Annotated in this window: 19 protein-coding genes; 8 read left to right on the top strand and 11 right to left on the bottom strand. The window is 67.5% G+C overall.

Annotation, left to right across the window (positions count from 1 at the left end):
* Positions 1-87: 87 nt before the first annotated feature.
* From BLU04_RS14575 to BLU04_RS14555, 5 genes are read left to right on the top strand one after another with little or no spacing between them, the layout of a single operon-like run.
* A complete protein-coding gene (locus BLU04_RS14575) occupies positions 88-1,020 on the top strand; it encodes a RodZ domain-containing protein (protein WP_093287623.1) in 933 nt (310 codons plus the stop codon).
* A gap of 24 nt (positions 1,021-1,044) precedes the next feature.
* The gene (gene rimO, locus BLU04_RS14570; RefSeq protein WP_197672969.1) at positions 1,045-2,523 is read left to right on the top strand and encodes a 30S ribosomal protein S12 methylthiotransferase RimO; all 1,479 of its coding nucleotides are present in this window, start codon (positions 1,045-1,047) and stop codon (positions 2,521-2,523) included.
* Between the two features lie 28 nt (positions 2,524-2,551).
* Positions 2,552-3,784 carry a CDP-diacylglycerol--glycerol-3-phosphate 3-phosphatidyltransferase gene (gene pgsA, locus BLU04_RS14565; protein WP_093287620.1) on the top strand — a complete coding sequence of 411 codons (1,233 nt, stop codon included), beginning with the start codon at positions 2,552-2,554 and terminating at the stop codon, positions 3,782-3,784.
* Positions 3,785-3,794: 10 nt separating this feature from the next.
* Entirely contained in the window at positions 3,795-4,358 is a 564-nt protein-coding gene (locus BLU04_RS14560) for a DJ-1 family glyoxalase III (RefSeq protein WP_093287618.1), read from the top strand.
* Between the two features lie 13 nt (positions 4,359-4,371).
* Positions 4,372-4,797 carry a VOC family protein gene (locus BLU04_RS14555; protein WP_093287615.1) on the top strand — a complete coding sequence of 142 codons (426 nt, stop codon included), beginning with the start codon at positions 4,372-4,374 and terminating at the stop codon, positions 4,795-4,797.
* A gap of 18 nt (positions 4,798-4,815) precedes the next feature.
* Here BLU04_RS14555 and BLU04_RS14550 read toward each other — a convergent pair whose 3' ends face one another.
* From BLU04_RS14550 to ilvD, 4 genes are all read right to left on the bottom strand, one after another.
* Positions 4,816-5,385, bottom strand: coding sequence for a response regulator (locus BLU04_RS14550; RefSeq protein ID WP_093287613.1), 570 nt, complete (start codon positions 5,383-5,385; stop codon positions 4,816-4,818).
* 170 nt (positions 5,386-5,555) lie between these two features.
* The gene (locus tag BLU04_RS14545) at positions 5,556-7,178 is read right to left on the bottom strand and encodes a PAS domain-containing methyl-accepting chemotaxis protein (RefSeq protein WP_093287611.1); all 1,623 of its coding nucleotides are present in this window, start codon (positions 7,176-7,178) and stop codon (positions 5,556-5,558) included.
* Between the two features lie 182 nt (positions 7,179-7,360).
* Entirely contained in the window at positions 7,361-8,335 is a 975-nt protein-coding gene (locus BLU04_RS14540; RefSeq protein ID WP_093287608.1) for a cation diffusion facilitator family transporter, read from the bottom strand.
* 34 nt (positions 8,336-8,369) lie between these two features.
* Positions 8,370-10,142 (bottom strand): dihydroxy-acid dehydratase, encoded by a 1,773-nt coding sequence (gene ilvD / locus BLU04_RS14535; RefSeq protein WP_093287606.1) that lies wholly within the window; start codon positions 10,140-10,142, stop codon positions 8,370-8,372.
* 111 nt (positions 10,143-10,253) lie between these two features.
* On the opposite strand from ilvD, the gene BLU04_RS14530 reads away from it, so the two are divergent.
* Together BLU04_RS14530 and BLU04_RS14525 are read left to right on the top strand one after the other, a co-directional pair.
* Positions 10,254-10,439 (top strand): hypothetical protein, encoded by a 186-nt coding sequence (locus tag BLU04_RS14530; protein ID WP_093287603.1) that lies wholly within the window; start codon positions 10,254-10,256, stop codon positions 10,437-10,439.
* A complete protein-coding gene (locus BLU04_RS14525) occupies positions 10,429-10,653 on the top strand; it encodes a hypothetical protein (protein ID WP_093287601.1) in 225 nt (74 codons plus the stop codon). The genes BLU04_RS14530 and BLU04_RS14525 overlap by 11 nt, the downstream gene beginning before the upstream one ends.
* 36 nt (positions 10,654-10,689) lie before the next feature.
* Here the strand turns inward: BLU04_RS14525 and BLU04_RS14520 are convergent, their stop codons facing one another.
* From BLU04_RS14520 to BLU04_RS14505, 4 genes are read right to left on the bottom strand one after another with little or no spacing between them, the layout of a single operon-like run.
* A complete protein-coding gene (locus tag BLU04_RS14520; protein ID WP_093287598.1) occupies positions 10,690-11,007 on the bottom strand; it encodes a hypothetical protein in 318 nt (105 codons plus the stop codon).
* A gap of 16 nt (positions 11,008-11,023) precedes the next feature.
* Positions 11,024-11,845, bottom strand: coding sequence for a TatD family hydrolase (locus tag BLU04_RS14515; protein WP_093287595.1), 822 nt, complete (start codon positions 11,843-11,845; stop codon positions 11,024-11,026).
* A 32-nt stretch (positions 11,846-11,877) separates the two neighbouring features.
* Positions 11,878-13,698 carry a TIGR03790 family protein gene (locus BLU04_RS14510; RefSeq protein WP_093287592.1) on the bottom strand — a complete coding sequence of 607 codons (1,821 nt, stop codon included), beginning with the start codon at positions 13,696-13,698 and terminating at the stop codon, positions 11,878-11,880.
* Positions 13,699-13,738: 40 nt separating this feature from the next.
* A complete protein-coding gene (locus BLU04_RS14505; RefSeq protein ID WP_231964873.1) occupies positions 13,739-14,581 on the bottom strand; it encodes an MBL fold metallo-hydrolase in 843 nt (280 codons plus the stop codon).
* A gap of 116 nt (positions 14,582-14,697) precedes the next feature.
* Here BLU04_RS14505 and recN point away from each other — a divergent pair, with 116 nt between their 5' ends.
* Positions 14,698-16,386 carry a DNA repair protein RecN gene (gene recN, locus BLU04_RS14500; RefSeq protein ID WP_157895379.1) on the top strand — a complete coding sequence of 563 codons (1,689 nt, stop codon included), beginning with the start codon at positions 14,698-14,700 and terminating at the stop codon, positions 16,384-16,386.
* A gap of 33 nt (positions 16,387-16,419) precedes the next feature.
* Here recN and BLU04_RS14495 read toward each other — a convergent pair whose 3' ends face one another.
* The 3 genes from BLU04_RS14495 to ligA are packed head-to-tail and all read right to left on the bottom strand — an operon-like array spanning position 16,420 to position 22,884.
* The gene (locus tag BLU04_RS14495; protein WP_093287586.1) at positions 16,420-17,547 is read right to left on the bottom strand and encodes a sulfotransferase domain-containing protein; all 1,128 of its coding nucleotides are present in this window, start codon (positions 17,545-17,547) and stop codon (positions 16,420-16,422) included.
* A gap of 57 nt (positions 17,548-17,604) precedes the next feature.
* On the bottom strand, positions 17,605-20,745 hold the full coding sequence (locus BLU04_RS14490; RefSeq protein ID WP_093287583.1) for a PD-(D/E)XK nuclease family protein: 3,141 nt from the start codon (positions 20,743-20,745) through the stop codon (positions 17,605-17,607).
* A gap of 12 nt (positions 20,746-20,757) precedes the next feature.
* Positions 20,758-22,884, bottom strand: coding sequence for an NAD-dependent DNA ligase LigA (gene ligA / locus BLU04_RS14485; RefSeq protein WP_093287580.1), 2,127 nt, complete (start codon positions 22,882-22,884; stop codon positions 20,758-20,760).
* Positions 22,885-22,903 lie beyond the last annotated feature (19 nt).

Below are 22,903 nucleotides of genomic sequence, written 5' to 3'. Positions count from 1 at the left end.
GGAGGATTCTCTGGTCGACACTGCAAAATCGGGCGAAGAGGGCCTTGCCAACCCTGCGGCACCCGCCTACCCTGTCCTCTCTTTTAAATGAAAAGTGTAGGCACTCAATTGCGCGAGGCGCGTCATGCCCGGGGATGGACCCCGAAGGCCGCCGCCAAGGCGACGAAGATCAAGGAGCAGCAGATCCTTCTCCTTGAAGGAGAGGAGTACGGGAAATTTCCCGCCCCCGCCTATGTCCGCGGCTTCGTCCGGATCTATGCCAAGACCCTCGGCCTGAACGAGGCCAAGGTGTTGCACGAGCTCGACAAGGTCCTCGCCATCGAGGGGGAGGAGGTTTACCTGGCTTCCTCGCCGGTCCATTGCATCCCGGTCGAGCCCCGCTGGAAGAAGCTCCTCTCGCCGCGCGGCCTCGCCCTTCTCTTCGCCCTCTCGGTGATCGCCGTCGTCATCACCTTCCTCTCGATCCGCCTCACCCAGGTCATGCCCGACGTCCGGCACAAGATCGAGGCCGCCCAGGTGGCCCACAACCAGGCGACGGAAAAGAGCGAGAAGGCCGATAAGGGGGACAAGAAGGAAAAGGAGAAGGATGAGATCCCCGTCGCCAAGGCCGTCGCGGTCGAGTCGGAGCCCCCGGTGGCGAAGGCCGTCGCGGTGAGTCCCGCGCCCTCTCCCGATTCGGAGCCCGTCGCCGTCGCCAAGGCCGTTCCCGTCGAGGGCGGGGCTTCCGCCCAGCCGTCGGCGACCGGGTCGGCCCCCGTCGTCGCCGCCCCCGCCGCCGCCGACAACCTCGTCATCAAGGCGACCGACGATTGCTACGTCCGCGTGCTGCTGACCGAGGGGGGGCAGAGCAAGGAACTCTTCTCCGCCGTGATGAAGGCGGGGGCGGAGCAGCACTTCAGCGGCCAGAAATTCCAGCTGCGGCTCGCCAATCCGTCGGCGATCACGGCGATCTTCAACGGGGAGAGCTACCACAGCGACGCCCGTTCCCAGGGCGATTTCTCGATGCCCCCCGGAAACTAGTCAACTCGGACCCTCCCTCCTTCCATGAGCCCCTCTTCCGCCCTTCCCACTCCTGCCGCCCCCGTTCCCGACGTGATCCGCGTCGGCCTCCTCTCCCTCGGCTGCGCGAAGAACCTCGTCGATTCGGAGATCATGATCGGCCACCTGAACCAGGCCGGGATGGCGATGACCGCGAACGCCGAGGAGGCCGACGTCCTCATCGTCAACACCTGCTCCTTCATCGACGCCTCGAAGGAGGAGAGCATCAACGCGATCTTCGAGGCGAACAAGGAGCGGGGCATGAGCAAGCGGCGCAAGGGCCAGAAGCTCATCGTCGCCGGGTGCATGGCGCAGCGTTTCTCGAAGGACCTCCCCGGGATCATGCCCGAGGTCGACGCCTTCATCGGCCTCGACCAGGTGACGAAGATCGTCCCGATCATCGAGCAGATCTTCGGCCTTCCCTCCCGGAAGAAATCGACGGCGACGCCGCCCCCGAGCTTCATCGAGGGGAAGTCGACCTACATCCCCGACTTCGACACGCCCCGCATCCGCCTCACGCCGAAGCACACCGCCTACGTGAAGATCGCCGAGGGGTGCAACCATCCCTGCACCTTCTGCATCATCCCCCAGATCCGGGGGAAGCACCGGAGCCGGACGATTGCCTCGGTGGTCGCCGAGGTTCGGCAGCTCGTCGCCGCGGGCGTCCGCGAGGTGAACCTCATCTCACAGGACACGACCTACTTCGGCATGGACCGCTGGGAGCAGAAGGCCGGTCCCCGCCAGCAGATCGATTCGAGCCGGGGGGAGACCCTCTGCGACCTCCTCGCCGCCCTCCAGGAGATCGAGGGCGATTTCTGGATCCGACTCCTCTACACCCACCCCGCCCACTGGAGCGACGAGCTGATCGCCGTCATCGCCCGCTCGAACAAGGTGGCCCGCTACATCGACATCCCGCTCCAGCACATCGCCCAGAACATGTTGGAGAAGATGCAGCGCGAGACCTCGGAACAGTATATCCGCGACCTCGTCGCCCGCATCCGCAAGGGGATCCCCGGCGTCACCGTCCGGACGACCTTCATCGTCGGCTTCCCCGGCGAGACCGACGCCGATTTCGAGACCCTCCTCGGCTTCATCGAGGAATCGCGCTTTGACCGCCTCGGCGTCTTCCGCTACTCCCAGGAGGAGGGGACCCGCGCCGCGAAGATGGACGGGCAGCTTTCCGACAAGGTGAAGCAGTCCCGCTGGAACCGCGCCATGGCCCTCCAGAAGGAGCTGGCCGGGCAGGTCGGCGGGCAGTTCGTCGGGAAGAAGCTCCGCGTCCTCGTCGAGGCCCCCGGCATCGCCCGTTCCGAGGGGGACGCGCCGGAGGTCGACGGGCAGGTCTTCGTCGATCCCGCGCTCCCGGTCTCCGAGTTCGCGACGGTGACGATCGCCGAGGCCCACGATTACGACCTGATCGCGCAGGGCTCCGATCCCGCGCAGGTCGCCGCGACCGCCGCCTCCGAAATCGAGATGACGGCCTAGGCCCCGTCCCAAAAACACGGGGAGTCTTATGGCCAAGCCGCTTCGCTTCACCCTGAATCTGCCGAACCAGCTCTCGCTCGGGCGGCTCGTCCTCTGCGCGTTCTTCGTCGCCGCGCTGAGCATCGACTTCTCCTTCCGCTACACCGTCGCCCTCGCCATCTTCGTCGTGGCGAGCCTCACCGACTGGCTCGACGGCTACATCGCCCGGAAGCAGAACATCGTCACCGACCTCGGGAAGCTCCTCGACCCGCTGGCCGACAAGATCCTGGTCAGCGCCGCCTTCGTCGGGATGATCGGGGACGACTACGGCGCGCCGATGTGGATGGTGGTCACGATCATCGCCCGGGAGTTCCTCATCACCGGCCTCCGCATCGTCGCGGCGAACCGGGGATACCTACTCGCCGCCGAGAAGGCCGGGAAGCACAAGACGATCTCGCAGATGGTCTTCGTGATCGTCTCCCTCTTCCTCGCCGCCACGCTCGAGATGAGCATCCCCGACGGCCCGATCATCACCTTCCTCGATTACATCCAGCCCGCCCTCCTCTGGATCGCCCTCGGCATCACCCTCCTTTCGGGGTGGATCTATTTCTGGAAGAACCGGGGACTCTTTGCCGTCGAGGACGAGGTCGAGGAGAAGAAGGGGGACGCCCCCGCGCCCTCTCCCGCCGCTCCCGTCAAGGAGCCCGCCTTCAAGGAATGGCAGGCCGTCGTCACCTCCCTCGGCGCGGGCCGCCAGGCCCTCATCCTTCGCAAGGGCGGGATCGCCGAGGGGAAGAGCGGCTTCTCGGTGAAGCACCGCCGTTTCTGGCTCCTCCCGACCCGGTTCCATCAGCAGGGGGAGAAGCTCCTGGCCGAGCGGCTCCCCGCCGGGGCCATCGTCACGGGCGGCTTCGAGGAAGTCCCCGCCTCGGGCGTCGACACGGTGCGGGTCGAGTTCTTTGCCGAAGTCACCCACGTCGCCTACCTCACCGAGTGGAGCGCCGTCGCCGCCCTCGCCCCCTTCCATCCGTGGAAGGAAGAGGTGATCCGGGAGCGGTTCGAGTGGAAGGAGCCGGGCATCCACGCCTTCCTCGTCCGGGTCCGCCGCCTCCGGGAGCCGAAGGAGATCGTCTGGGAGAAGGGCTTCGACGGGTGCAAGTCGTGGGTCGAGGTCCCCGTCGCCTTCTCGTCCGCCGATCCGGTTTTGGACGAGGCCGCCTATCGTGCTATCGTCGGGGAGATCGGCGCGGCGTTGCCTGGAACGGCACTTGCTGAAATTTAAAGACCAACCTATGAGCAAGACCGCCCTGGTGATTCTGGCCCCCGGCTTCGAGGAGATCGAGGCCATCGCGACGATCGATCTCCTCCGCCGCGCCGGAGTCGAGGTGACCGTCGCCGGGACGATCCCCGGCATCCTCATCGCCTCGCGGAAAACCCGGCACCTGGCCGACATCGACCTCAGCGACGTCATCGAGCACCTTTACGACCTCATCGTCCTCCCGGGCGGCAACGACGGCGTCGCCCACCTGAAGATCGACGGGCGGGTGAAGGCGATCGTCGAGCGGCAGATCGTCGCGGGGCGGCTGCTGGGAATGATCTGCGCGGCCCCGACGCTCCTCCTCGAGTGGGGCTTCCTGCCCGGCGAGAAGGTGATCTGCCATCCTTCGGTCCAATCCCAGTTCCCCCCGGAGCGGCTCGCCGCCGGAGAGCGCGTCGTCACCGCGGCGAACGGGAACCTCATCACCAGCCTCGCGGCTGGGAGCGCGGTCGAGTTCGGCTACGCCCTCGTCGGGCGGCTGCTCGGGCCCGAGGCGGTGGAGGCCGTGAACGGCGGTGTCTGCGCGAAGCTCTCTTAAATTTTCATTTTTTATGGCGAACAAGAATCCCCTCATCGGCGGCGGTTTTCATCACGTGGCGGTCAAGGTCGTCGATTTCGACGCCGCCGTCGCGTTCTACACGAAGCTCGGCTTCACCGAGAAGGTCTCCTGGGGCGAGGGGGACGGCCGCGCCGTGATGCTCGATACCGGGGACGGAAATTACGTCGAGGTCTTCGCGGGCGGCAAGCCCGGGGCGGTCTCCGACGGGATCATCCACTTCGCGATCCGGACGCCCGACACCGACGCGGCCCACAAGCTCGCCCTCTCCCTCGGCGCGGTCGAGACGATGGCCCCCACGACGGTGCCGGTGAAGAACACGAGCAAGGCGGGGCTGCCCGCCGAGGTCCCGTTCCGCATCTCGTTCGTCCGCGCCCCCGGCGGGGAGAGCATCGAGTTCTTCCAGAACGAGTTGACCTAGGTCCAGGTTGAATCGCCTTCAGATTCCTTCGGGAGGAATCGGATGGGGGGCGTCGGGAGTTGCTTCGGGTCCCTTCTCGTCACCGGGTTGCTCGAAGCGTTCTCCGAGTTTGCCGTGACTCTCGGTATGGAGCTGCTTGCCCGTCCGATCGACGGCGGGTACCTCGCAGGTGATCCAATAGGAATGGAGCACCTCCAGCTGGTGGGCGAGATCGTCGGGAGAGGACGGCTTCACATGATAGGAGCTGGCGCCGAGCATGTAGGCTTTTTTGATGTCGTCCTGATCGGCCGATCCCGAGAAAACAATTGTCGGAATCACGGCCCATTCGGGATTTCCCATGAGAAACTCGAGGACCGCGAAGCCGTCGGCCTCCGGCATTTTCAAGTCGGTCATCACGAACGTGGGATAGGCGAAACGGCTCCGGTCGGCGTATTGGCCCTCCCCCATCATGTAGGCGATCGCCTCCAGGCCGTTGTTCACGATGTGAATGGGGGTCGTGACGCCGACTTTCCTGAAGCCTCGAGTCATCAGGAATTGGTCGTTGGGATCGTCCTCCACCATCAGGATCGTGGGGTTTTCTTTTTTCATGAGGGAAAACGGTCGTGAGCCCAGCACCCCGGGTGGGGCGCGAGAGTGCTCCCGGGGCACTCCCAAACTACCCGTGAATCCCGATAATTCCTAGCGATGCTTTTGCGAAAGCGGCCCAACGGGAGGACCAGGGCTTTTCTCGGGCCCTGACCGGCAAACCTCCCGAACGCTTAGCTCTGGAGCCGTACCGCTTTCGCCCGGGCCTTGATTTCCCGGGGCCGGGGGGCGGCAGCTTCCCCGTCTCCGAGGTGGAAGATCGAGACGGCTTCGGACAGCTTCCGGATCTGCTCTTCGAGATCCCGCGTGTTGTCGAGCGATTCGGCGACCATCGTGGCGTTCTGCTGGGTCAGCTCGTCGACCTGGGTGAGGGCAGTGTTGATCTGGGTGACGCCGAGGCTCTGCTCCTCGGTGGCGGTGGTGATCTCCCCGACGGCGACGGTGATGTTCCGGGCCGAGGTGACGATGCGGCCCATGGTGGCGTTGGCCTCGGTGACGAGGGTGTTCCCGAGGGCGACTTTCTGGTGCGATTCCTCGATCAGCTCGTCGATCTCCTTGGCGGCCTGGGCGGAGCGGTGGGCGAGGGAGCGGACCTCGTCGGCGACGACGGCGAACCCGGCTCCGGCGTCCCCGGCGCGGGCGGCCTCGACGGCGGCGTTCAGGGCGAGGATGTTCGTCTGGAAGGCGATGGCGTCGATCAGCTTCGTGATGTCGGCGATCTTCTTCGATTGGGCGGTGATCTCGTACATCGTCGACTCGACGCGGGCGACGGCCTTGCCGCCCTGCTCGGCGATCTCCGAGGCGGTGGCGACGAGGGTCCGCGACTCGGAGGCCCGGTCGGCGTTCTGCCTCACGGTGGAGGAGAGTTCCTCGACGCTGGCGGCGGTTTCCTCGAGGTTCGCGGCCTGGGCGGTGGTCCGGTCGGAGAGGGCGGCGGCGCCGGAGGCGAGGTCGCCCGTGGCGACGCGGAGCTGGTCGGCGTTGGCCCGGACGTCGCCGATGGTGGCGATGAGGTTGACGTTCATCTGGCGCAGGGCCTCGATGAGGAGGCCGAAGTCGTCCCGGCGGCGGGTGCTGATGCGGAGGGTGAGGTCGCCCGAGGCGATGGCGAAGGCGGCCTGGGTGACCTGTCGGAGCGGGACGAGGATCCCCGCATGGAGGACGACCCAGAGCATCCCGATGACGATCATCCCGACGAGGGAGAGGAGGGAGAGGACGTGGCCGTCGAAGCCGAAGAAGGGAAGGAGGCCGTGGGCGATGAGGAGAAGCATCGTGAATCCGAGTGCGGCCCCGATCTTCACGGTGAGGGACATGTCCCGCACGCGGCCCGCGAGGCCGCGGAGGCCGGACGACATGACGCGGCCCCCGTGAAGGCGGATGCCGGAGTGGCCCTGGTTGATCCGCTCGTAGAGGTCGGCGGCGGCGGCGATCTGCTGCCGGGTCGGCTTCGTGCGGACCGACATGTAGCCGACGAGGACGCCGTCTTCCCGGACCGGGGTGACGTTGGCGAAGACCCAGTAGTGGTCGCCGTTCTTGCAGCGGTTCTTCACGACGCCGGTCCACTGGCCGCCGGTGCGGACAGTCTCCCACAGGTCGGCGAAGGCCGCGGCGGGCATGTCGGGATGGCGGATTAGGTTGTGGGGCTGGCCGAGGAGTTCCTCCTCGGTGAAGCCGCTGATCTCGATGAAGGCCGGGTTGACGTAGGTGATGTGGCCCTTGAGGTCGGTCTTCGAGACGATGGAGGAGCCTTCGCGGAGTTCCTGTTCCTGGTTGGTGACGGGCTGATTCAGTCGCATAAAAAAGGGAAGCTGAGCAAGGCAAGCACAGACCTTTTCGAGAACAATTAAAAAGATGCGATCTAAGTAATCAATTGGGAGTAAATGTTAGATAAGATTTACTAAAATGGCGTGGGTGGACCGAAATTGGCGTGGAACGCCGGCGCGTGTCCTTGTGCGGGCAGGACCGAACGCGCTTGGCCCTAAACCCAGCCCTTCGGCGTCGGCTCGATGTGGACGTCGACGTCGACGATGTTCTCGTCGGAGGCGATGAGGCTGTCCTTCACCTGGTGGGCGATGCGGTGGCCGGTGCGGACCGAGGCGTCGCCGTCGACGATGACGTGGATGTCGACGTAGTATTCGAGGCCGCTCTTGCGGATGCGGCACTTGTCGATCCCGACGACGTCGTCGACCCGGGCGGCGAGTTTCCGGGTCTTTTCGATCAGGTCCTCGGGCGGGGCGGCGTCCATGATCTCGTTGAAGGCCGGTCCGGCGAGGGCGATGCCGTTGATCCCGATGATGACCGAGGCGGCGAGCGCGGCGATGGCGTCGGCGGAACGGTAGGTCGGCCCGCCGAAGATGGCGATGCCGACACCGACGAAGGCGGCGAGGGAGCTCATGGCGTCAGAGCGGTGGTGCCACGCCTCGCCCATGAGGGAGCTGCTTTTCAGCGTTTCCCCGGCGCTCTTCACCCGGCGGGCGAGGAGCTCCTTCACGACGATGATGAGGCCGAGGACGGGGAGGACGAACCACTTCGGGGCGTGTTCCCCCGGGTGCATGATTCGGTTGATCCCGCCGACGGCGATGGCGACCGCCGCCGCGATGAGGGCGAGGGCGACCATCAGCCCCGCGAGCGACTCGGCCTTGCCGTGGCCGTAGGGGTGGGAGGAGTCGGCGGGGCGGAGGGAGAGGCGGAGGCCGATCCAGACGACGGAGGAGGTGACGGCGTCGGTGGTCGACTCGATGCCGTCGGCAATCAGCGCGTAGGAGTGGCCGAGGAGGCCGACGGCGATCTTCAGTGCGGCGAGGCCGAGGTTCGTGACGACGCCGAGCCCGGCGAGCCGAAGGGCGTTCTGGATCGAGGGGGTGTCGAGCGTCAGCGGGGCGTTCCCCCTCGAATCCGAGGAGCTGGCCTGGGAACCGACCGAGGGGAGGTGGGAGGTGAGGTCCTTTTCCATCGGTCGGTTCCCTTGGCGCAGGCGCTCGGGCCTCCTACTGGTGGCCCTTGCCGGGCGCGATCTGCGGGTCGAGGTGGAAGTCGGTGACGGCGCCGAGGTTCGCCGGGCTGACGAGGGCGGCGTACTTCGCGAGGACGCCCTTCGTATAGCGGGGGGCGGGGGCCTTCCACTTCTTCTTCCGGGCGGCGAGCTCCTTCGCGGGGACGCCGAGGGTGATCGTGTGCTTCTTCGCGTCGATGGTGATCGGGTCGCCGTTCTTCACGAAGGCGAGGGGACCGCCCGCGTAGGCCTCGGGCGCGATGTGGCCGACGACGAAGCCGTGGCTGCCGCCGGAGAAGCGGCCGTCGGTGATGAGCGCGACCTCCTTGCCGAGGCCCTTGCCCATGACGGCCGAGGTGGGGGCGAGCATCTCGCGCATGCCGGGACCGCCGCGCGGCCCCTCGTAGCGGATGACGATGACGTCGCCCTTCTTCACGGTGCCGTCGAGGATCGCGGCGAGCGATTTCTCCTCCGACTCGAAGACGCGGGCCTTGCCCTCGAACTTCAGGCCTTCCTTGCCGCTGATCTTGGCGACCGCGCCGTCGGGGGCGAGGTTGCCCTTGAGGATGACGAGGTGGCCGTCGGGCTTGATCGGGTTGTCGAAGGGACGGATGATTTCCTGCCCGGCGGGGTAGTCCTTCACGTCCTTGAGGTTCTCGGCGAGGGTCTTCCCGGTGACGGTGAGGCAATCGCCGTGGAGGAGGCCCTTCGCCAGCAGGCGCTTCATGAGCGGGGTGAGGCCGCCGATGCGGCTGAGGGCGGCCATGACGAAGCGGCCGCTCGGCTTGAGGTCGGCGAGGACGGGGACCTTCTTCCCGATCCGGGTGAAGTCCTCGAGGGTCAGCTTCACGCCCGCCGTGTGGGCGATGGCGAGGAGGTGGAGGACGGCGTTCGTGCTGCCGCCGAGGGCCATGACGACGGTGATGGCGTTCTCGAAGGCCTTCCGCGTCATGATGTCGCGGGGGCGGATGTTCTTCGCGATGAGGTTGAGCACCGCCGCGCCCGCCTTGCGGCAATCCTCGCGCTTCTCGTCCGACTCGGCGATCTGGGAGGAGCTGTTCGGGAGGCTCATGCCGAGGGCCTCGATGGCGGAGCCCATGGTGTTCGCCGTATACATGCCGCCGCACGAGCCGGCGCCGGGGATGGCGCATTTCTCGATGGCGGTCAGTTCGCTCTCGGGGATGTTGTGGTTGGCGTGCTGGCCGACGGCCTCGAAGACGTTGACGAGGTCGATCTCCTTCCCCTTGAAGCAGCCGGGGAGGATGGTGCCGCCGTAGACGAAGACGGAGGGGCGATTCAGGCGGGCCATCGAGATGAGGCAGCCCGGCATGTTCTTGTCGCAGCCGCCGATGGCGACGTAGCCGTCCATGCCCTGGCAGCCGACGACGGTCTCGATCGAATCGGCGATGACCTCGCGGGAGACGAGGGAATATTTCATCCCCTCGGTCCCCATCGAGATGCCGTCGGCGATGGTGATGGTGTTGAAGATGATCGCCTTGCCGCCCGCGGCGTCGGTCCCGGCGGCGGCCTCGTCGGCCAGCTTGTTGATGTGCATGTTGCACGGGGTGACCATGCTCCACGTCGAGGCGATGCCGATGATGTTCTTGTCGAAGTCGGCGGGCTTGAACCCGGTGGGATAGAGCATCGACCGGTTCGGGGCGCGCTCGACGCCGTCGACGACCGTGGCCGAGAAGGCGCGGTGGGCTTTGGCGGGATGGGCGGCTTCCTTGGCGGAGCCCTTGCGGCTGGGATCGTCGATGGTTCTCATGGGAGGTGGATCACTCTAAGGGAAGGGAGGGGAGGGGGCAAGCTTGTGTCGCGGATTGCCAAGAGATAGGCGGTGAGGGTAGGTTTCCCTCATGCCGAGGAAAGTCAGGAATTGATCGCTGACTTGGAGCGTGCCGGATGGGTGATGATCGAGGGAGGGAAGGGGAGCCATCGCAAGTTTGCGCATGACCGATCAGGGCGTAAACTGATCCTGAGCGGGGCGATGGGAGCCGATGCCCATTTTTATCAGGAAAAGCTGGTTAAAAAAGCGGTTCAGGAGGTCAAAAATGAAAAGTGATTATCTCAAGTTCGTCCAGTGGAGCGCCGAGGATCGCCTTTATGTGGGTTACTGCCCCGATCTTTTCATTGGCGGCATCTGCCACGGCAAGGATGAGCAAAAGGTCTATGCCGACTTGTGCCGCCATGTGACCGAAGAGCTGGCCGGACTCCGCAAGGCGCGGCAGCCGATGCCGGAACGGCGGGCTTTGGTTGCTGAAGCGGTGGCGGTGTAAGCCCGCACAGCGCGAAGGAGGCGCGGGTAAGAGAATTTATTGCGCCGCCGGAGGCTCCGGATGCGTGTGCCAGGGATTGAATCGGCCGCGGTCTCCTTTTTCGAGCCACCAAATCAGCCAGCCTTTCTTCTCCAGATCCCGGATGCGTCGATCAAGGAAAGTCAGGGCCTGCAGAAGGCTGCCGAGTTGATCGACTTGGAAAATCTCGATGGGGCGTGCCTCGACTTCGTCGAGGCTGATGGTGCAGGCGTAGTCGCCATTTCCGCATGATGTGAAGCCATGAACGGTGGCGACGATCTTTGTGACGACACCCTCGCGTTCCAGGAAGAGTTCGCGTTGGAAGAGGGGGTCCATAAGAGGATGGATGATATTAACCCATCCTGAAAAACGCCCGCGCCGTCTTTGTCGTGGCGGTGGCGAGTTCTTCCAGGGGGATGCCGCGCAGCTCGGCGATCTTCTCGGCGACGAGGCGGGTGTGGGCGGGCTCGCACCGCTTGCCCCGGTGGGGGACGGGGGCGAGGTAGGGGCAGTCGGTCTCGACCATGAACTGATCGAGGAGGACGGCTCGGGCGGTCTGGTGGACGAGTTCGGCGTTCTTGAAGGTGACGATGCCGGTGAAGGAAACGAGATGGCCGAGGGCGATGACTTCGGCGGCCTGGGCGGGGCTCCCGCCGAAGCAGTGGAAGACGCCGCGCAGTTTCCCGGTGAAGTCTTTCAAAACGGCCAGCGTGTCAGCCCAGCAGTCGCCGCGCTGGTGGATGACGACGTTCAAGCCTGCCTCGGCGGCGATTTCCAATTGGGCGCGGAAGACCTCGGCCTGCCATTTCTTGACCTGCTCGTCGATCTCGGCGGCGAGGACGGGGTCTTCGGGGGCTTCCTTCGCGCCGGGGAGGCGGTAGTAGTCGAGGCCGGTCTCGCCGATGGCGGCGACCCCTTTTTCCTTCGCCATCTCGCGGAGGAGGGGGATCTGGGAGAGCGATTCGGAACCGACATCGCACGGATGGATGCCGACGGCGGCATGGACGACGCCGGGGTATTTCTGCGCGAGGCCGAGGGCGCGGCGGCTCGAATCGATGCGGGTGCCGATGGAGACGATCCCGGTGACCCCGGCTTCCTTCGACCGCGCCAGGACGGCATCGAAGTCGGGAGCAAAGTCGGGGTAATCGAGGTGGGCGTGGGTGTCGATCAGCATGGCGCTAACGTAAGACCTGATCGGACGGAAAGCTAGGGCGCCTCGGGCTTCGCCAGCGCCGGGCTCGAGATCGCCGGAGCGGCCGAAGGCGCAACGGCAGGGGGCAGGGCGGTCCCGGAGAGGCTGGGGGCCGAGGTGTTCCCGGCGGCGCTGGGAATCCCGTCGGAGTTCATGACCTGCTTGTAGTAGTCCATGAGGCCGTAGTAGACCGACTCGTTCGGGTAGCGGTTGAGCTGGAGGAGGAGGACCCGCTTGGCGTCCTTCAGGCGGAAGCGGTTCTGATAGGCCTTGGCGGCCTTGAGGTTGGTCCGCTCCTGGTCTTCGAGGCTGGTCGCGGTGTTGAAGGCCTTCTCGTAGGCCTGGGCGACGGTGGTGTTCGCCGGGAGGAGGCGGGGGTCGCTCATGAGGTCGCCGTAGCCTTCCCATCCGGCGGTGGTCAGCTTCGGGTCCTGGGCGACGGTCTTCAGCCGTTCCTTGAGGTCATTAAGGTTGTCGGTGTCGTCCTCGGCGCTGCCGGCGGCGTTGAGCTGGCGGCGGAGGGACTGGATGAGGAGGAGGTCGCGGTGCTTGCCGGGGCCGCTGACGGCGATGGCTTTGTCGGTGGGAAGGCCGAAGGGGGTGTAGAGGGGGTCGCCGACGAAGGTGGTCATCCAGGAGAGGACTTTCTGGGAGCCGTAACCGGCCTCGATGAAGCTCTCCCCGTCGAGGATGCGGCGGGAGAAGTCGTCCCAATGGGGCATGAAGTCGAGGTAGGGTTCGTAGACGGCGCCCATGGTGGCGGCGGCGCCCTTCGCAAGGAGCGGGCCGGCCCAGTTTTCCTTGTCGGAGCGGAGGGTGGCGGCGTCGTAGGAATGGATGTGGTAGGCGATGGCGCCCTTGGCGAAGGCGGGCTCGCTGGTGGAGCCGTCCTTGACCTCGCGCATGAAGGGACCCTTGGCGTTCCCGGCATACCAGCCCGCGTAGAGGGCGACGTTGGTCCAGGGGAGGTTGTCGGGGAAGAGGTCGGGCTTGGTGTCGACCTCGATCTCCATCCCCTCGCGGCGGAAGTAGGGGACGCTGTCGAGGAGCATCTTGTCCCCGGAGAAGTAGCCGCTGCTCGCCTTGTCGAGGCCGCGGGTGTCGATCTCGACCCGACCGGCGAGGCGGTTCTGCTCGGCGAGCTTCGCGTCGTCGATCATCCGGCGGACGTCGTTGGCGGTCGGGCCGTCGAGGCGGCCGACGAGGATCATCTGGAGGGCGTCGAGCTCGTCGAAGGAACGCTTGAAGCCGAGGAGGTAGAAGGGGTTCGGCATGACGCCGATGATCGGGAGGCCCTGGAGGGGGAGGAGGGTGAGCTCGGAATCGACGGAGGCGGCGTTCGTGTTGAGCTCGGCGACGGCGGTGGGGGTCTCCTGGACGCTGGGGTCGTGGGCGATCTTCAGGGGGATCCCCTTCATCAGGACGATGCACCAGATCTTGTTCTCGATGGCGAGGCTGACGTCGAGGGTCTTGTTCTGGCCGAGGGGGAACTGGCCGGGGGCCCGCTTGATCCACCGCTTCCGCACGAGGTAGTCGTCGATGGGGGCGCGGATCTGTTTCTCGTATTGGGCGCGGTTGATCTCCTCCTCCAGGGGGGCGTCGATGCCGAGGATGCGGTCGTCGGGGATGCCGCGGGCCTTGGCGTAGTAGCGGGCGAGGGAGAGGCTGTCGGGAGAGAGGTTGTTGTAGACGATGAGGAGGTGCTCCTTCAGCGCGGAGGAGCCGCCGCCGCTGCCGCTACCGCCTTCGGCCCGGAGGGGGGACGGAAGGAGGAGCGGGAGACCGAGGACGAGGAGCGTCGTCAGGAGGAGGAGCCGGGGGAGGGGAAGCGTCATCGTCGTGTGTATCGGTGTATCGGCAGGAAAAGGGGGAGGATTAAGACGATTGCTTTAGGGGTTCTCCAAGGGTAAACCGCATCCCATCATAGGCGACATGGACGCCGGGGGGCAATCCCGCTTCTCGGTCGGCATGCGATTTGTGGTGGGTGAGGTGGGTCAGGATCGTCTCCCCGGCCCCGACTTCCCGGCCCGCGGCGATGGCCTCGGCGATGGTCATGTGGGTCGGGTGCTCCTCGTCCCGGAGGCCGTCGATGACGAGCCGCTCGACGTCGCGGAGGGCCGCCTTCGTCGCGTCGGGGAGGGTCTTGCAGTCGGGGATGTAGGCGAAGAGCTTCCGTCCCGCCTGCGGACCGGTCCCCCGGAAGAGGAAGCCGTGGGTGACGGTCCGGCCGTGAGTCACGGGGAGGGGGATGACGTCGAGGACCCCGACGCGGAACGACTCCCCCTCCGGCGGGAAAGGGACGGCGTCGGCCCGGACATAGCCGTGGACGACGATGGAGGGATCGAAGGCGTAGGCGTAGGTCCGCCGGAGGACTTCGAGGGTCTCCGGGGAGGCGTGGACCGGCATCCGGGCGCGGTTCAGCTCGCAGAAGCGGCGGAGGTCGTCGAAGCCGAAGAGGTGGTCGGCATGGCCGTGGGTGAAGAGGACGGCCCGGACGTGGCGGACCCGTTGGGCGATGCACTGGAGGCGGAGCTCCGGCGTGGTGTCGACGAGGATCTGGGTGCCGTCCGGCCCCTCGTCACCGTCATTGAGGTAGATCGAGGAGCGGGTCCGCTTGTCCCTGGGATCGGCGGAGGTGCAGACGGCGCAATCGCAGACCATCATGGGGACCCCCTGGGAGGTGCCGGAGCCGAGGAGGGTGACGGTGACGGGGGTCATGGATGGCCGCTCTGAATGATCCCTTTCTTATCAGTTGGCACGGAGGGGAGGAAGAGCTAAATAAACCCCGTTCCTCTCCCGCCGCAACCCCGTCCCTCCAACCTCGTTTTTCGGTCATGATCTCCTCCCTCCGCATCAAAAACCTGGCCCTCATCGACGATCTCCGCTGGGAGATGGGGCCGGGCTTCAACGCGCTGACCGGCGAGACCGGCGCGGGCAAATCGATCCTGATCGACGCCCTCATGCTGCTGGCCGGGGAACGGGCCGACAAGACCCTCATCCGCTCCGGCGAGACGGCCTGCTCCGTCGAGGCCGAGGTCGCCCTTTCCGGGGAGCTGGCCGCCGCCATGGCGGCGATCCTCGACGACATCGGCGCGGAGCCGTGCGAAGACGGGGTGCTGCTGCTGAAGCGGACGCTCAGTGCTTCCGGGGCGACCGGCGCCTCCCTCTCGAACAAGCAGTTCGCCAACGGCGGCGCGGTGACCCTCCAGGCGCTGAAGCGGATCGGCGATCTCCTCGTCGACCTCCACGGGCCGCACGACCACCAGTCCCTCCTGCGGACGGCGGAGCAGCTCCACCTCCTCGACGCCCACGGGAAAACGGCCCCGCTCCGCGCCGAGGTCGCCAAGGCCCACGGGGCGTGGCGGGAGGCGGCCCAGCGCCGCGCCGCGATGACCCTCAGCGAGAAGGAGCGGACGGAGCGGATCGACCGCCTCCGCCACCGCGTCTCCGAGATCGAGAACGCCCGCCTGAAGCCGGGCGAGGACGCCGAGGTCGAGCGCGATTTCAAGCTGGCGAACAACTCCCGGCAGCTCCTCGAATGGGCGTCGACCCTCCTCAACCTCGTCACCGACGGGGAGGGGGCCGTCCTCGGGCAGCTGGCGCAGGTCGAGAAGACCCTCCTGGCCTGGCAGAAGATCGATCCCGACGCCGTCCAATGGGCCGAGGCGAACCATCGCGCCGTCGCCGAGCTGCAGGAGCTGGCCTCCTCGGTCCGCGATTACTCGGAGCGGGTCGACCTCGACGGGGAGCGGCTCCGGCAGGTCGAGGAACGGATGGCGCTCCTCCACGGTTTGAAGAAGAAGTACGGCCCGAGCCTCGACGAGGTCATCGCGACCGGCGCGGCCGAGGCCGAGGAATTGAAGGGCCTGGAGGACCGCGACGAGACGCTGGCCCGGCTGGAGAAGGAGGAAGCCGCCGCGAAGAAGGCGCTCTCCGCCCTCGCGGAGAAGCTGACCGCCGCCCGGAAGAAGACGGCGAAGCCGCTCGCCGAATCGGTGACGAAGGAGCTGCGCGGCCTCGGCTTCAAGTCGGCGGTTTTCGACGTCTCCCTCAAGGCCAAGGCCGAACCGACGACGGACGGGGCCGACGAGGTCGAGTTCCTCTTCGCCCCGAACGTCGGCGAGGCGACCCAGCCCCTCCGCTCCATCGCCTCGAGCGGCGAAATGGCCCGCGTGATGCTGGCGATCAAGACGACGCTGGCCGAGGTCGACTCGGTCCCCGTCCTCGTCTTCGACGAGGTCGACGCGAACGTCGGCGGCGAGACGGCGTGGGAGGTCGGGCGGAAGCTCGCCCGCCTCGGCGCGAACGGGGAGCGGCAGGTCCTCTGCATCACCCACCAGCCCCAGGTCGCCGCCCAGGGGAAGGCCCACTTCCACGTCGAGAAGGCGGTGAAGGAAGGCCGGACGACAACGAAGCTGACCGAGCTGAACCGCGCCGCCCGGGCGAAGGAACTGGCCCGGATGCTCGGCGGGGCGAACAAGGAGTCGCTGGCGCTGGCGGAGAAGATGCTCGATCGAAAGTAGGCTCGCTTTTCCCGGACCCCGAATCAGGAGGGTTTAGAACCCGGAAGGCTGGGCCTCATAGCCCAACCGACGGTTCAGTTCCAATAGCCCCGTCTCCTTGAAGAAAACCTCCACAGCAGGGGTCCAATGATCCTGCCACCGGCTCCGCCGGCCGCTGTAGGTGGGGGTGGGGGTGTTCCGGGTGTGGATCAGGGCGACCTGGATGGTGACGGCGAGGCCGGGGGCGATGTTCTCGAATTCCTTGCGCCAGAAGGGCGAAAGGAGGCCGTTTTCAAGCTCCTCGTAGCGGAGGAACGAATCGACGCCGGGATGGGCGGCCTCGGCCTGGGCCAGGAGCGTGGCGGCCATGTCGCCGATGAAGTGGAGGTCGTGGTCCCGGAAGGCGTCGAGGAAGAGAGAGAAGCGGTCGAGGTCGCCCGCCTTGCGCCAGAGGGCGTCCTTGATGTCGAGGGGGTGGACTTTGTTGAGCTTGAAGCGGTAGAGGCTGACGAGGATGTCCCGCAGGTTGCGGACGCAGGGGAGGGTCTTGATCCCGAGGCGGGCGATCCTTTCGGTCTCCGCTTCCTTGCCGAGATGGCCGACGAGGAGCTGGCCGGGGTGGAGGATCGCGGCGATGAGGTCTTCGTCGCAGGCGAGGCGGACCCGGTAGGGGTTCACGTGGAGGTGTTCGTCGGGCAGGCCCCGGTAGTCGTCGACGATGCCGTGGCCGAGGTGGAGGCGGAGGCTGTGCCAGCCGACGGAGGCGAGGGCCTTTTCGAGGAAGTAGGTGCCGCTCTTCGGGATGCTGTTGATGAGGAGGGGCGGGAGCGGGCAGGCCGGGGAGGGAAGGGGGGCGTCGTTCTCCAGAAGGGGGGCGAAGAGGAGGGGCCAGCGGTGGTTTTCCAGGGTGCCGGACCAGGTGCGCCCCTCGCGCCGGAAGCGGCTGACGACCTTCCCGCCTTCGTCGATCAGGATGAGGTCGATCCCGTCCTCTTTTTCCTCGAGCGCCCATCGGATGACGTGGGGCGGACGGTAGCCGTAGAAGGTGCCGCCGGGCCGGAGGACGAGCTGGCCGTGGAAGTTGTTGCAGGGGCTGCCGTAGGCGAAGACGGCGCTGGAAAGGGCGGCGGCCTCGCGTTGAAGGAGGATGGAGGAGACCGGAGTGGCTTCGAGTTCGGGCATGGGTCGACGTTTGGAAATGGGGCGATTGGACTGCCTGACGCGAGGGGCCCCGCTTTGTTACGCCGATTTCTTGCCCCGCTCCCAGACGGAGAGGCCGGGAGTCCGCGCCCACTTGGCCGCGAGGGTCTTCGCCGGAATGTCGAGGAGGGCGAGGGGGACCGCCTTTTTCTGGGTGAACCGTTCCCGGAGCGCGAGGAACTGGCCCCACCGGCCCTCGATCCACGCCTCGCGGAGGACGGCCCAGAGGGGGGCGAAGGCGGGATCGGCGGGATCGACCTCGACGGGGGCGGCCGGTTCCTCGGCCCCGCGGTGGAGGACGAGGGCGTGGGTCTCGCGGAGGTGGGGCCAGGTGGCGCGGAGGAGGGCGGCGTAGACGACGAGCTGGAAGTAGGTCCCCTCCCGCGCGGTCTCCCCGGGGGAGAAGTCCCTGGCGTTCTCGCCGGTCTTGAAGTCGATGACGACGGCGCGGGTCGCCTCCTCCGGGGTCGGGGCGTCGAGGGCGACGAGGTCGGCTTTCCCCTTCCACAACAGCGGCGGGAGGACGGACTCGCCGCCGCCCGCGGAATCGGAAAGGGGCGGCGTCAGGGGGATCTCGACGGCGATGTGGGTGAAGGCGGCGGGGAGCTGGGCGCGGCATTTCCGGGCGAGCTGGCCGACGTGGGTGGCGAGGCGCTGCCATTCGCTCCTCCACCAGCGGGGGGGCTCCCGCCGGGCGGCGGTGAAGGCGCGCCGGAGTTCGGCCTCGCCCTCGGCGAGGGAGGCGGCGAGGGCGGCGTCCCACGCGGCGATTTCGGGGATCGGGATCCAGCGGGAGCCCAGATGCAATCCCTCGGCGGTCGCGGGCCGGAGGCGGGTGATCGATTGCTCGATGAGGCGGTGGAGGAGGTTTCCCTGGAAAAGTGCCCAGCGGCTTTCCTCGGTCCATTCGGGGCGCTCCCGCTCGTTCGCGTCGAGGCGGAGGGCGTGGGCGAACCAGGCGGTCGCCGGGTCCCGGAGGGTCGCCTCGGCGGCGCGGGCGGTGATCTCCGCAAGGGGGTTGGGCTTCCCGGGGCCGGAGCGGAGGAGGAAGGAGAATTCGTTGAAGGCGGTTTGCGGATCGGTCCGCGCGCGGCGGGCCTGGGCGACCGCATCGAGGGCGGGGGAATCGGTCGATGGGCGGGCGGGCGTCGGATCGGCCGCCTTCATATCGGCAGCCTTCAGGAGGAGGGCGGGGAGGCCGTCGTTCCAGGGGCCGCGATGCGCCTCCCAGGCCTGGCGGAAGAACTCGGAGGGGTGGAGTTCCCGCGCGCCGTCGATCTCGTTGGCGGCGGCGCTGCAGAGGACGATTTCCTCGGCCCCGCCGTCGAGGAGGGCGGCGAAGGTTTCCCGTTCCAGGTGGGCGTGGACGAGGCCGGTCAGCAGGGGGGCGGTGCCGGGAAGGTAGCTTTCCTCGCTCTTCCCCGCGCCCTCGCCGGAGGGGGAGGGGCGGCGGACCTGGGCGTTGAGCCGCTCCCGGAGGGCGTCGGAGAGGAGGGGGGAGGAACCGCTCTTCCCCGCGTCGGGCCGGGGCCACTGGCGCTCGGTGACTTCGGCGAGGAGGAGGCGTCGCCACGGGAGGCCGCGCGCCGCCTCGGGGGAGAGGAGGTGGACGGGGGCCCATTCGGAGGCGTCCCGCGTCTCCTCCCTCCGGGTGACGAAGGAGAGGAGGAGGCTGCACGCCGCCTCGCGGCTGACGGGCCGCCGCCACTCGGAGGCGAGGCGGGTCAACTCCCGCGAGAGGAAGCCCCGGATCTGCTTCCCGAGGGGGCCGACGAGGAGGTCGAGCTGCGCGGAGAGGCGGTCGAGGTAGTCTCGCAGGGGGGCCTCGGCGGGCCAGCGCCCTTCGCCCTGGGGGCCGTTCCACCATTTCAGGAACTTGTCGAGGGCGGGGAGGGGCTTCCGCTGGGCGGCGACGGCGGCGAGGACGGCGACGTGGTCGTTCGGCATCCGGGTGTAGGCCTCGGCGAGGGCGCGGCCGAGTTCGCCGCCCCAGAGCTGGGGCTCGCCGAAGCGGTCGGCGAAGGCCCGGATCGTGATGACTTTCCGCCAGAAGAGGAGGAAGGGCTCGGCCCAGAGGTCGTCCTGCTGGAGGGCGATCCAGTCGGCAAGGATCGCCTGCTCGAAGCGGAGCGGGAGGGGGGTGGAGAAGGCGGAATGGAACGGGATATCGCGCGCCCGGAGGAGCTGGGCGACGCGGGAGGCGACGGGCGAATCCTGCGGGAAGACGAGGCCGATGGGGCTGTCGTGGGAGGGCGCTGCCGATGAAGGGGACTCGGAAAGCCAGACCGTCGTCTGCCTCACGATGAGTTGGGCGAGGTCTTCGCCCCCGGGGGTGATGTGGAAGCGGGGAGCGGCGGGGGCGGACGACGGGGCGAAGGCCTCGTCCTGTTCGGGCAATCGGGAGGAGGCCCCGGGGAGGGCCTGCTCGACGAGGTCGAACCAGGGCCCCTCGACGGTTTCCTCCTGCCCGGCGGCGAGGAGGGTGAGGACGGCGCTCTCCTCCCACGCCCGGAGGGCGGCGCCGAGGAGGGAGAAGTCGGCGCTCTGCCGGATGCCGCAGTTGAAGAGGACGAGGGTGCCGGGGATCGACCGGGGGCGGGCGGCGGCGGCCTCGAAGACGAGGCGGTCCCGCCTCGCCCGGAGGCCGGGGGCCATGCTCTCCTCGATCTCCTCCCACGCGCGGCGGAGCGGGGCGAGGTGGGAGTGGTCCCGCTCCTCGGCGGCGAGGAAGGAGCGGAAGGAATGGCCCGCGACGGTCAGCTCGTCGAGGGCGGTGCGGAGCGGGGCTGCGTTCCGCGCGAGGGCGCGGCAGAGGGGGGCGGGGTTCTCCTCCTCGTCGAGGCCGAGGTGGGCGACGGAGCGGGCGGCGGTTTCCCGCAGGAGGAAGTCGAGCTCCTCCCGGCCCCAGAGCGGGGCGCGTTCGGGGGCCGCCAGGAGCGTCGCGCCGAGCCGGGTGCGGAGGTGGTTCGGCAGGAGGAGGGAGACGTTGAAGAGGGAGAGGCCGTGCTCCAGCAGGTGTCGCTTGCAGGCGGCGCGGTGGATCGGCGTCGGGAAGACGATCGTGAGGGGCCGGGTGACCTGCGTCCCCATCTCTCCGGGATTCCGCCAGCCCCGCCACAGGAGGCGCAGCGTGCCGAGGAGGTCGGCGGGGCTGTCGCAGAGGAGGTGGCGGGAGGGCATGGGCAGCAGGGATCAGCCTTCCAGTTGGAATGTCCCTGCCGGGAGAAAGGGCTCCTCGCCCCGGACCAGCCGCTCGAAGGCGGCTTCGTCGAGGACCGGGACTTCGTGCTTCTTCGCGTCCTTCGCCTTCTGGCCGCCGCCCTCCCCGGCGAGGAGGTAGTCGGTCTTCTTGCTGACGCTCCCCGCGATCTTCCCCCCGGCGGCGCGGATCCGTTCGGCGAAGGCCTCGCGGGGGGCGGAGAGGGTGCCGGTGAGGACGAAGGTCTTGCCGAAGAGGGGCCCCTCGGTCGCCTTCTGCGGGACGGTGAAGCGGAGCCCGGCGTCGAGGTAGCGTTGGAGGAGGGCCCGGTTCTCCGGGTTGTCGAAATAATCGCGGAGGCTCTTCGCCATGACGCCGCCGATCTGCGGGACGCTCTCGATCTCCTCCAGCGAGGCGTTCATGAGGGCCTCCAGGGAGCCGAAGTGGGCGGCGAGGTCGTTCCCCGACGTCGCCCCGACGTGGATGATGCCGAGGGCGAAGAGGAACTTGCCGAGGGGCCGCTCCTTGCTCGCCGCGATGCCGTCGAGGAGGTTCCGGGCCGACTTCTCGGCCATCCGGTCGAGGGCCATGACCGGCTCGAGGGCGAGGCCGTAGAGATCGACGGGGTCGCGGACGAGGCCCTTCTGGATGAGCTGTTCGGCCGCCGCGTCGCCGAGGTTCTCGATGTCCATCGCCGACCGCTGGGCGTAGTGGAGGAGCCGTTGCTTCACCTGTTCCGGGCAGCGGGCGGTGTTCGTGCAGCGGAGGAAGATCCCCTCGCGGGTGAGGGGGGCCTGGCAGGAGGGGCAGAGGGCGGGGGCGACGACCGGCTCTTCGGCCCCGGTCCGGGCCTCGAGGTCGACGCCGACGACGGCGGGGATGACCTCCCCGGCTTTCTCGACGTAGACGAAGTCGCCCTTCCGCACACCCTTCCGCTCCAGGTCGTCGAGGTTGTGGAGGGTCGCCCGCCGCACCGTCGAGCCCGAGACGAAGACCGGCTCCATCTCGGCGACGGGGGTGATCGTCCCGGTGCGGCCGACCTGGAAGGTGACGTCGTTCAGCTTCGTCCGCGCCCGTTCCGCGCTGTACTTGTAGGCCATCGCCCAGCGGGGGGCCTTCGAGGTGAGGCCCAGCTGGGCGCGGAGGGGCCATTCGTTGAGCTTCACGACGGCCCCGTCGGTCTCGTAGGGGAAGGTCTTCCGCAGCGCGTCGAGTTCCTCGATGGCGGCGAGGACGGCGGCGGTGTCGGCGCAGGGGCGATGCCACGAGGGGGTGGGGAGGCCGAACCGGGGGAGGAGGGCGAACCATTCCTCCTGCGTGGCGCAATCGACCCCCTTCATCTCCCCCGGCCCGTAGAGGACGATGGCGAGGGGACGCTGGGCGACGAGCTTCGGGTCGAGCTGCTTCAGCGATCCGGCGGCGGCGTTGCGGGGGTTGGCGAAGGGGGCCTCCCCCGCCTCGACCCGCTTCCGGTTCATCTCGGCGAACCCGGCGGAGGGGAAGTAGACCTCGCCCCGGACCTCGAGGACCTCGGGGAGGGAGGCGCCGTCGACGGGGGCAAGGGTGAGGGGAAGGCGGCGGATGGTGCGGAGGTTCTGGGTGACGTCGTCGCCCTGCTTACCGTCGCCCCGGGTCGCGCCGAGGACGAGGCGGCCTCCCTCGTAGCGGAGGCTGACGGCGACGCCGTCGACCTTCGGCTCGACGACGAAGGAATGGGGCTTGCCGAGGAGGAGCTTGGCGACCCGCTTCGTGAATTCCTCGACCTCCTCCTTGGAATAGGTGTTGTCGAGGGAGAGCATCGGGGCGGCATGGGGGACCGATGCGAAGTAGGTAAGTGCAGGTCCTATTCTCGTATTGAGTTGCTCCCAAGATCCTTGAATTTGGCTCCAGGACCCTTGCATGCGGCTCCAAGAGCCTTCTCCCACTACCTGAGTAGGGGAGTCTGAAGTGATGAGATCAGGGTGTTGTTGTTCAAGTTTGAGGAGATTTCGATAGAGGAGATCGTATTCCTGGTCGGAAATTGTGGGCGCTGCATCGACATAATAGGCGTGATTATGACGATTGATTTCGGCCACCAATTCGGAGTGTCGTTCTTCGGGATTTTTGCCGCTTTCGCTCATCGGTTCTTGCCTTCGTTTT

The sequence above is a fragment of the Verrucomicrobium sp. GAS474 genome (genome assembly GCF_900105685.1).
Taxonomy (GTDB): domain Bacteria; phylum Verrucomicrobiota; class Verrucomicrobiia; order Methylacidiphilales; family GAS474; genus GAS474.
This window is presented reverse-complemented; position numbering and strand designations above follow the sequence as displayed.

What these genes read in the sequence shown, in the direction of transcription:
- pgsA (WP_093287620.1), top strand. Translation starts at nt 2,552, where the DNA reads ATGGCCAAGCCGCTTCGCTTCACCCTGAATCTGCCGAACCAGCTCTCG.
- BLU04_RS14490 (WP_093287583.1), bottom strand. Translation starts at nt 20,745, where the DNA reads ATGCCCTCCCGCCACCTCCTCTGCGACAGCCCCGCCGACCTCCTCGGC.
- recN (WP_157895379.1), top strand. Translation starts at nt 14,698, where the DNA reads ATGATCTCCTCCCTCCGCATCAAAAACCTGGCCCTCATCGACGATCTC.
- BLU04_RS14495 (WP_093287586.1), bottom strand. Translation starts at nt 17,547, where the DNA reads ATGCCCGAACTCGAAGCCACTCCGGTCTCCTCCATCCTCCTTCAACGC.
- BLU04_RS14575 (WP_093287623.1), top strand. Translation starts at nt 88, where the DNA reads ATGAAAAGTGTAGGCACTCAATTGCGCGAGGCGCGTCATGCCCGGGGA.
- BLU04_RS14525 (WP_093287601.1), top strand. Translation starts at nt 10,429, where the DNA reads ATGAAAAGTGATTATCTCAAGTTCGTCCAGTGGAGCGCCGAGGATCGC.
- rimO (WP_197672969.1), top strand. Translation starts at nt 1,045, where the DNA reads ATGAGCCCCTCTTCCGCCCTTCCCACTCCTGCCGCCCCCGTTCCCGAC.
- BLU04_RS14540 (WP_093287608.1), bottom strand. Translation starts at nt 8,335, where the DNA reads ATGGAAAAGGACCTCACCTCCCACCTCCCCTCGGTCGGTTCCCAGGCC.
- BLU04_RS14550 (WP_093287613.1), bottom strand. Translation starts at nt 5,385, where the DNA reads ATGAAAAAAGAAAACCCCACGATCCTGATGGTGGAGGACGATCCCAAC.
- BLU04_RS14505 (WP_231964873.1), bottom strand. Translation starts at nt 14,581, where the DNA reads ATGACCCCCGTCACCGTCACCCTCCTCGGCTCCGGCACCTCCCAGGGG.
- BLU04_RS14515 (WP_093287595.1), bottom strand. Translation starts at nt 11,845, where the DNA reads ATGCTGATCGACACCCACGCCCACCTCGATTACCCCGACTTTGCTCCC.
- ligA (WP_093287580.1), bottom strand. Translation starts at nt 22,884, where the DNA reads ATGAGCGAAAGCGGCAAAAATCCCGAAGAACGACACTCCGAATTGGTG.
- BLU04_RS14520 (WP_093287598.1), bottom strand. Translation starts at nt 11,007, where the DNA reads ATGGACCCCCTCTTCCAACGCGAACTCTTCCTGGAACGCGAGGGTGTC.
- BLU04_RS14545 (WP_093287611.1), bottom strand. Translation starts at nt 7,178, where the DNA reads ATGCGACTGAATCAGCCCGTCACCAACCAGGAACAGGAACTCCGCGAA.
- ilvD (WP_093287606.1), bottom strand. Translation starts at nt 10,142, where the DNA reads ATGAGAACCATCGACGATCCCAGCCGCAAGGGCTCCGCCAAGGAAGCC.
- BLU04_RS14560 (WP_093287618.1), top strand. Translation starts at nt 3,795, where the DNA reads ATGAGCAAGACCGCCCTGGTGATTCTGGCCCCCGGCTTCGAGGAGATC.
- BLU04_RS14555 (WP_093287615.1), top strand. Translation starts at nt 4,372, where the DNA reads ATGGCGAACAAGAATCCCCTCATCGGCGGCGGTTTTCATCACGTGGCG.
- BLU04_RS14510 (WP_093287592.1), bottom strand. Translation starts at nt 13,698, where the DNA reads ATGACGCTTCCCCTCCCCCGGCTCCTCCTCCTGACGACGCTCCTCGTC.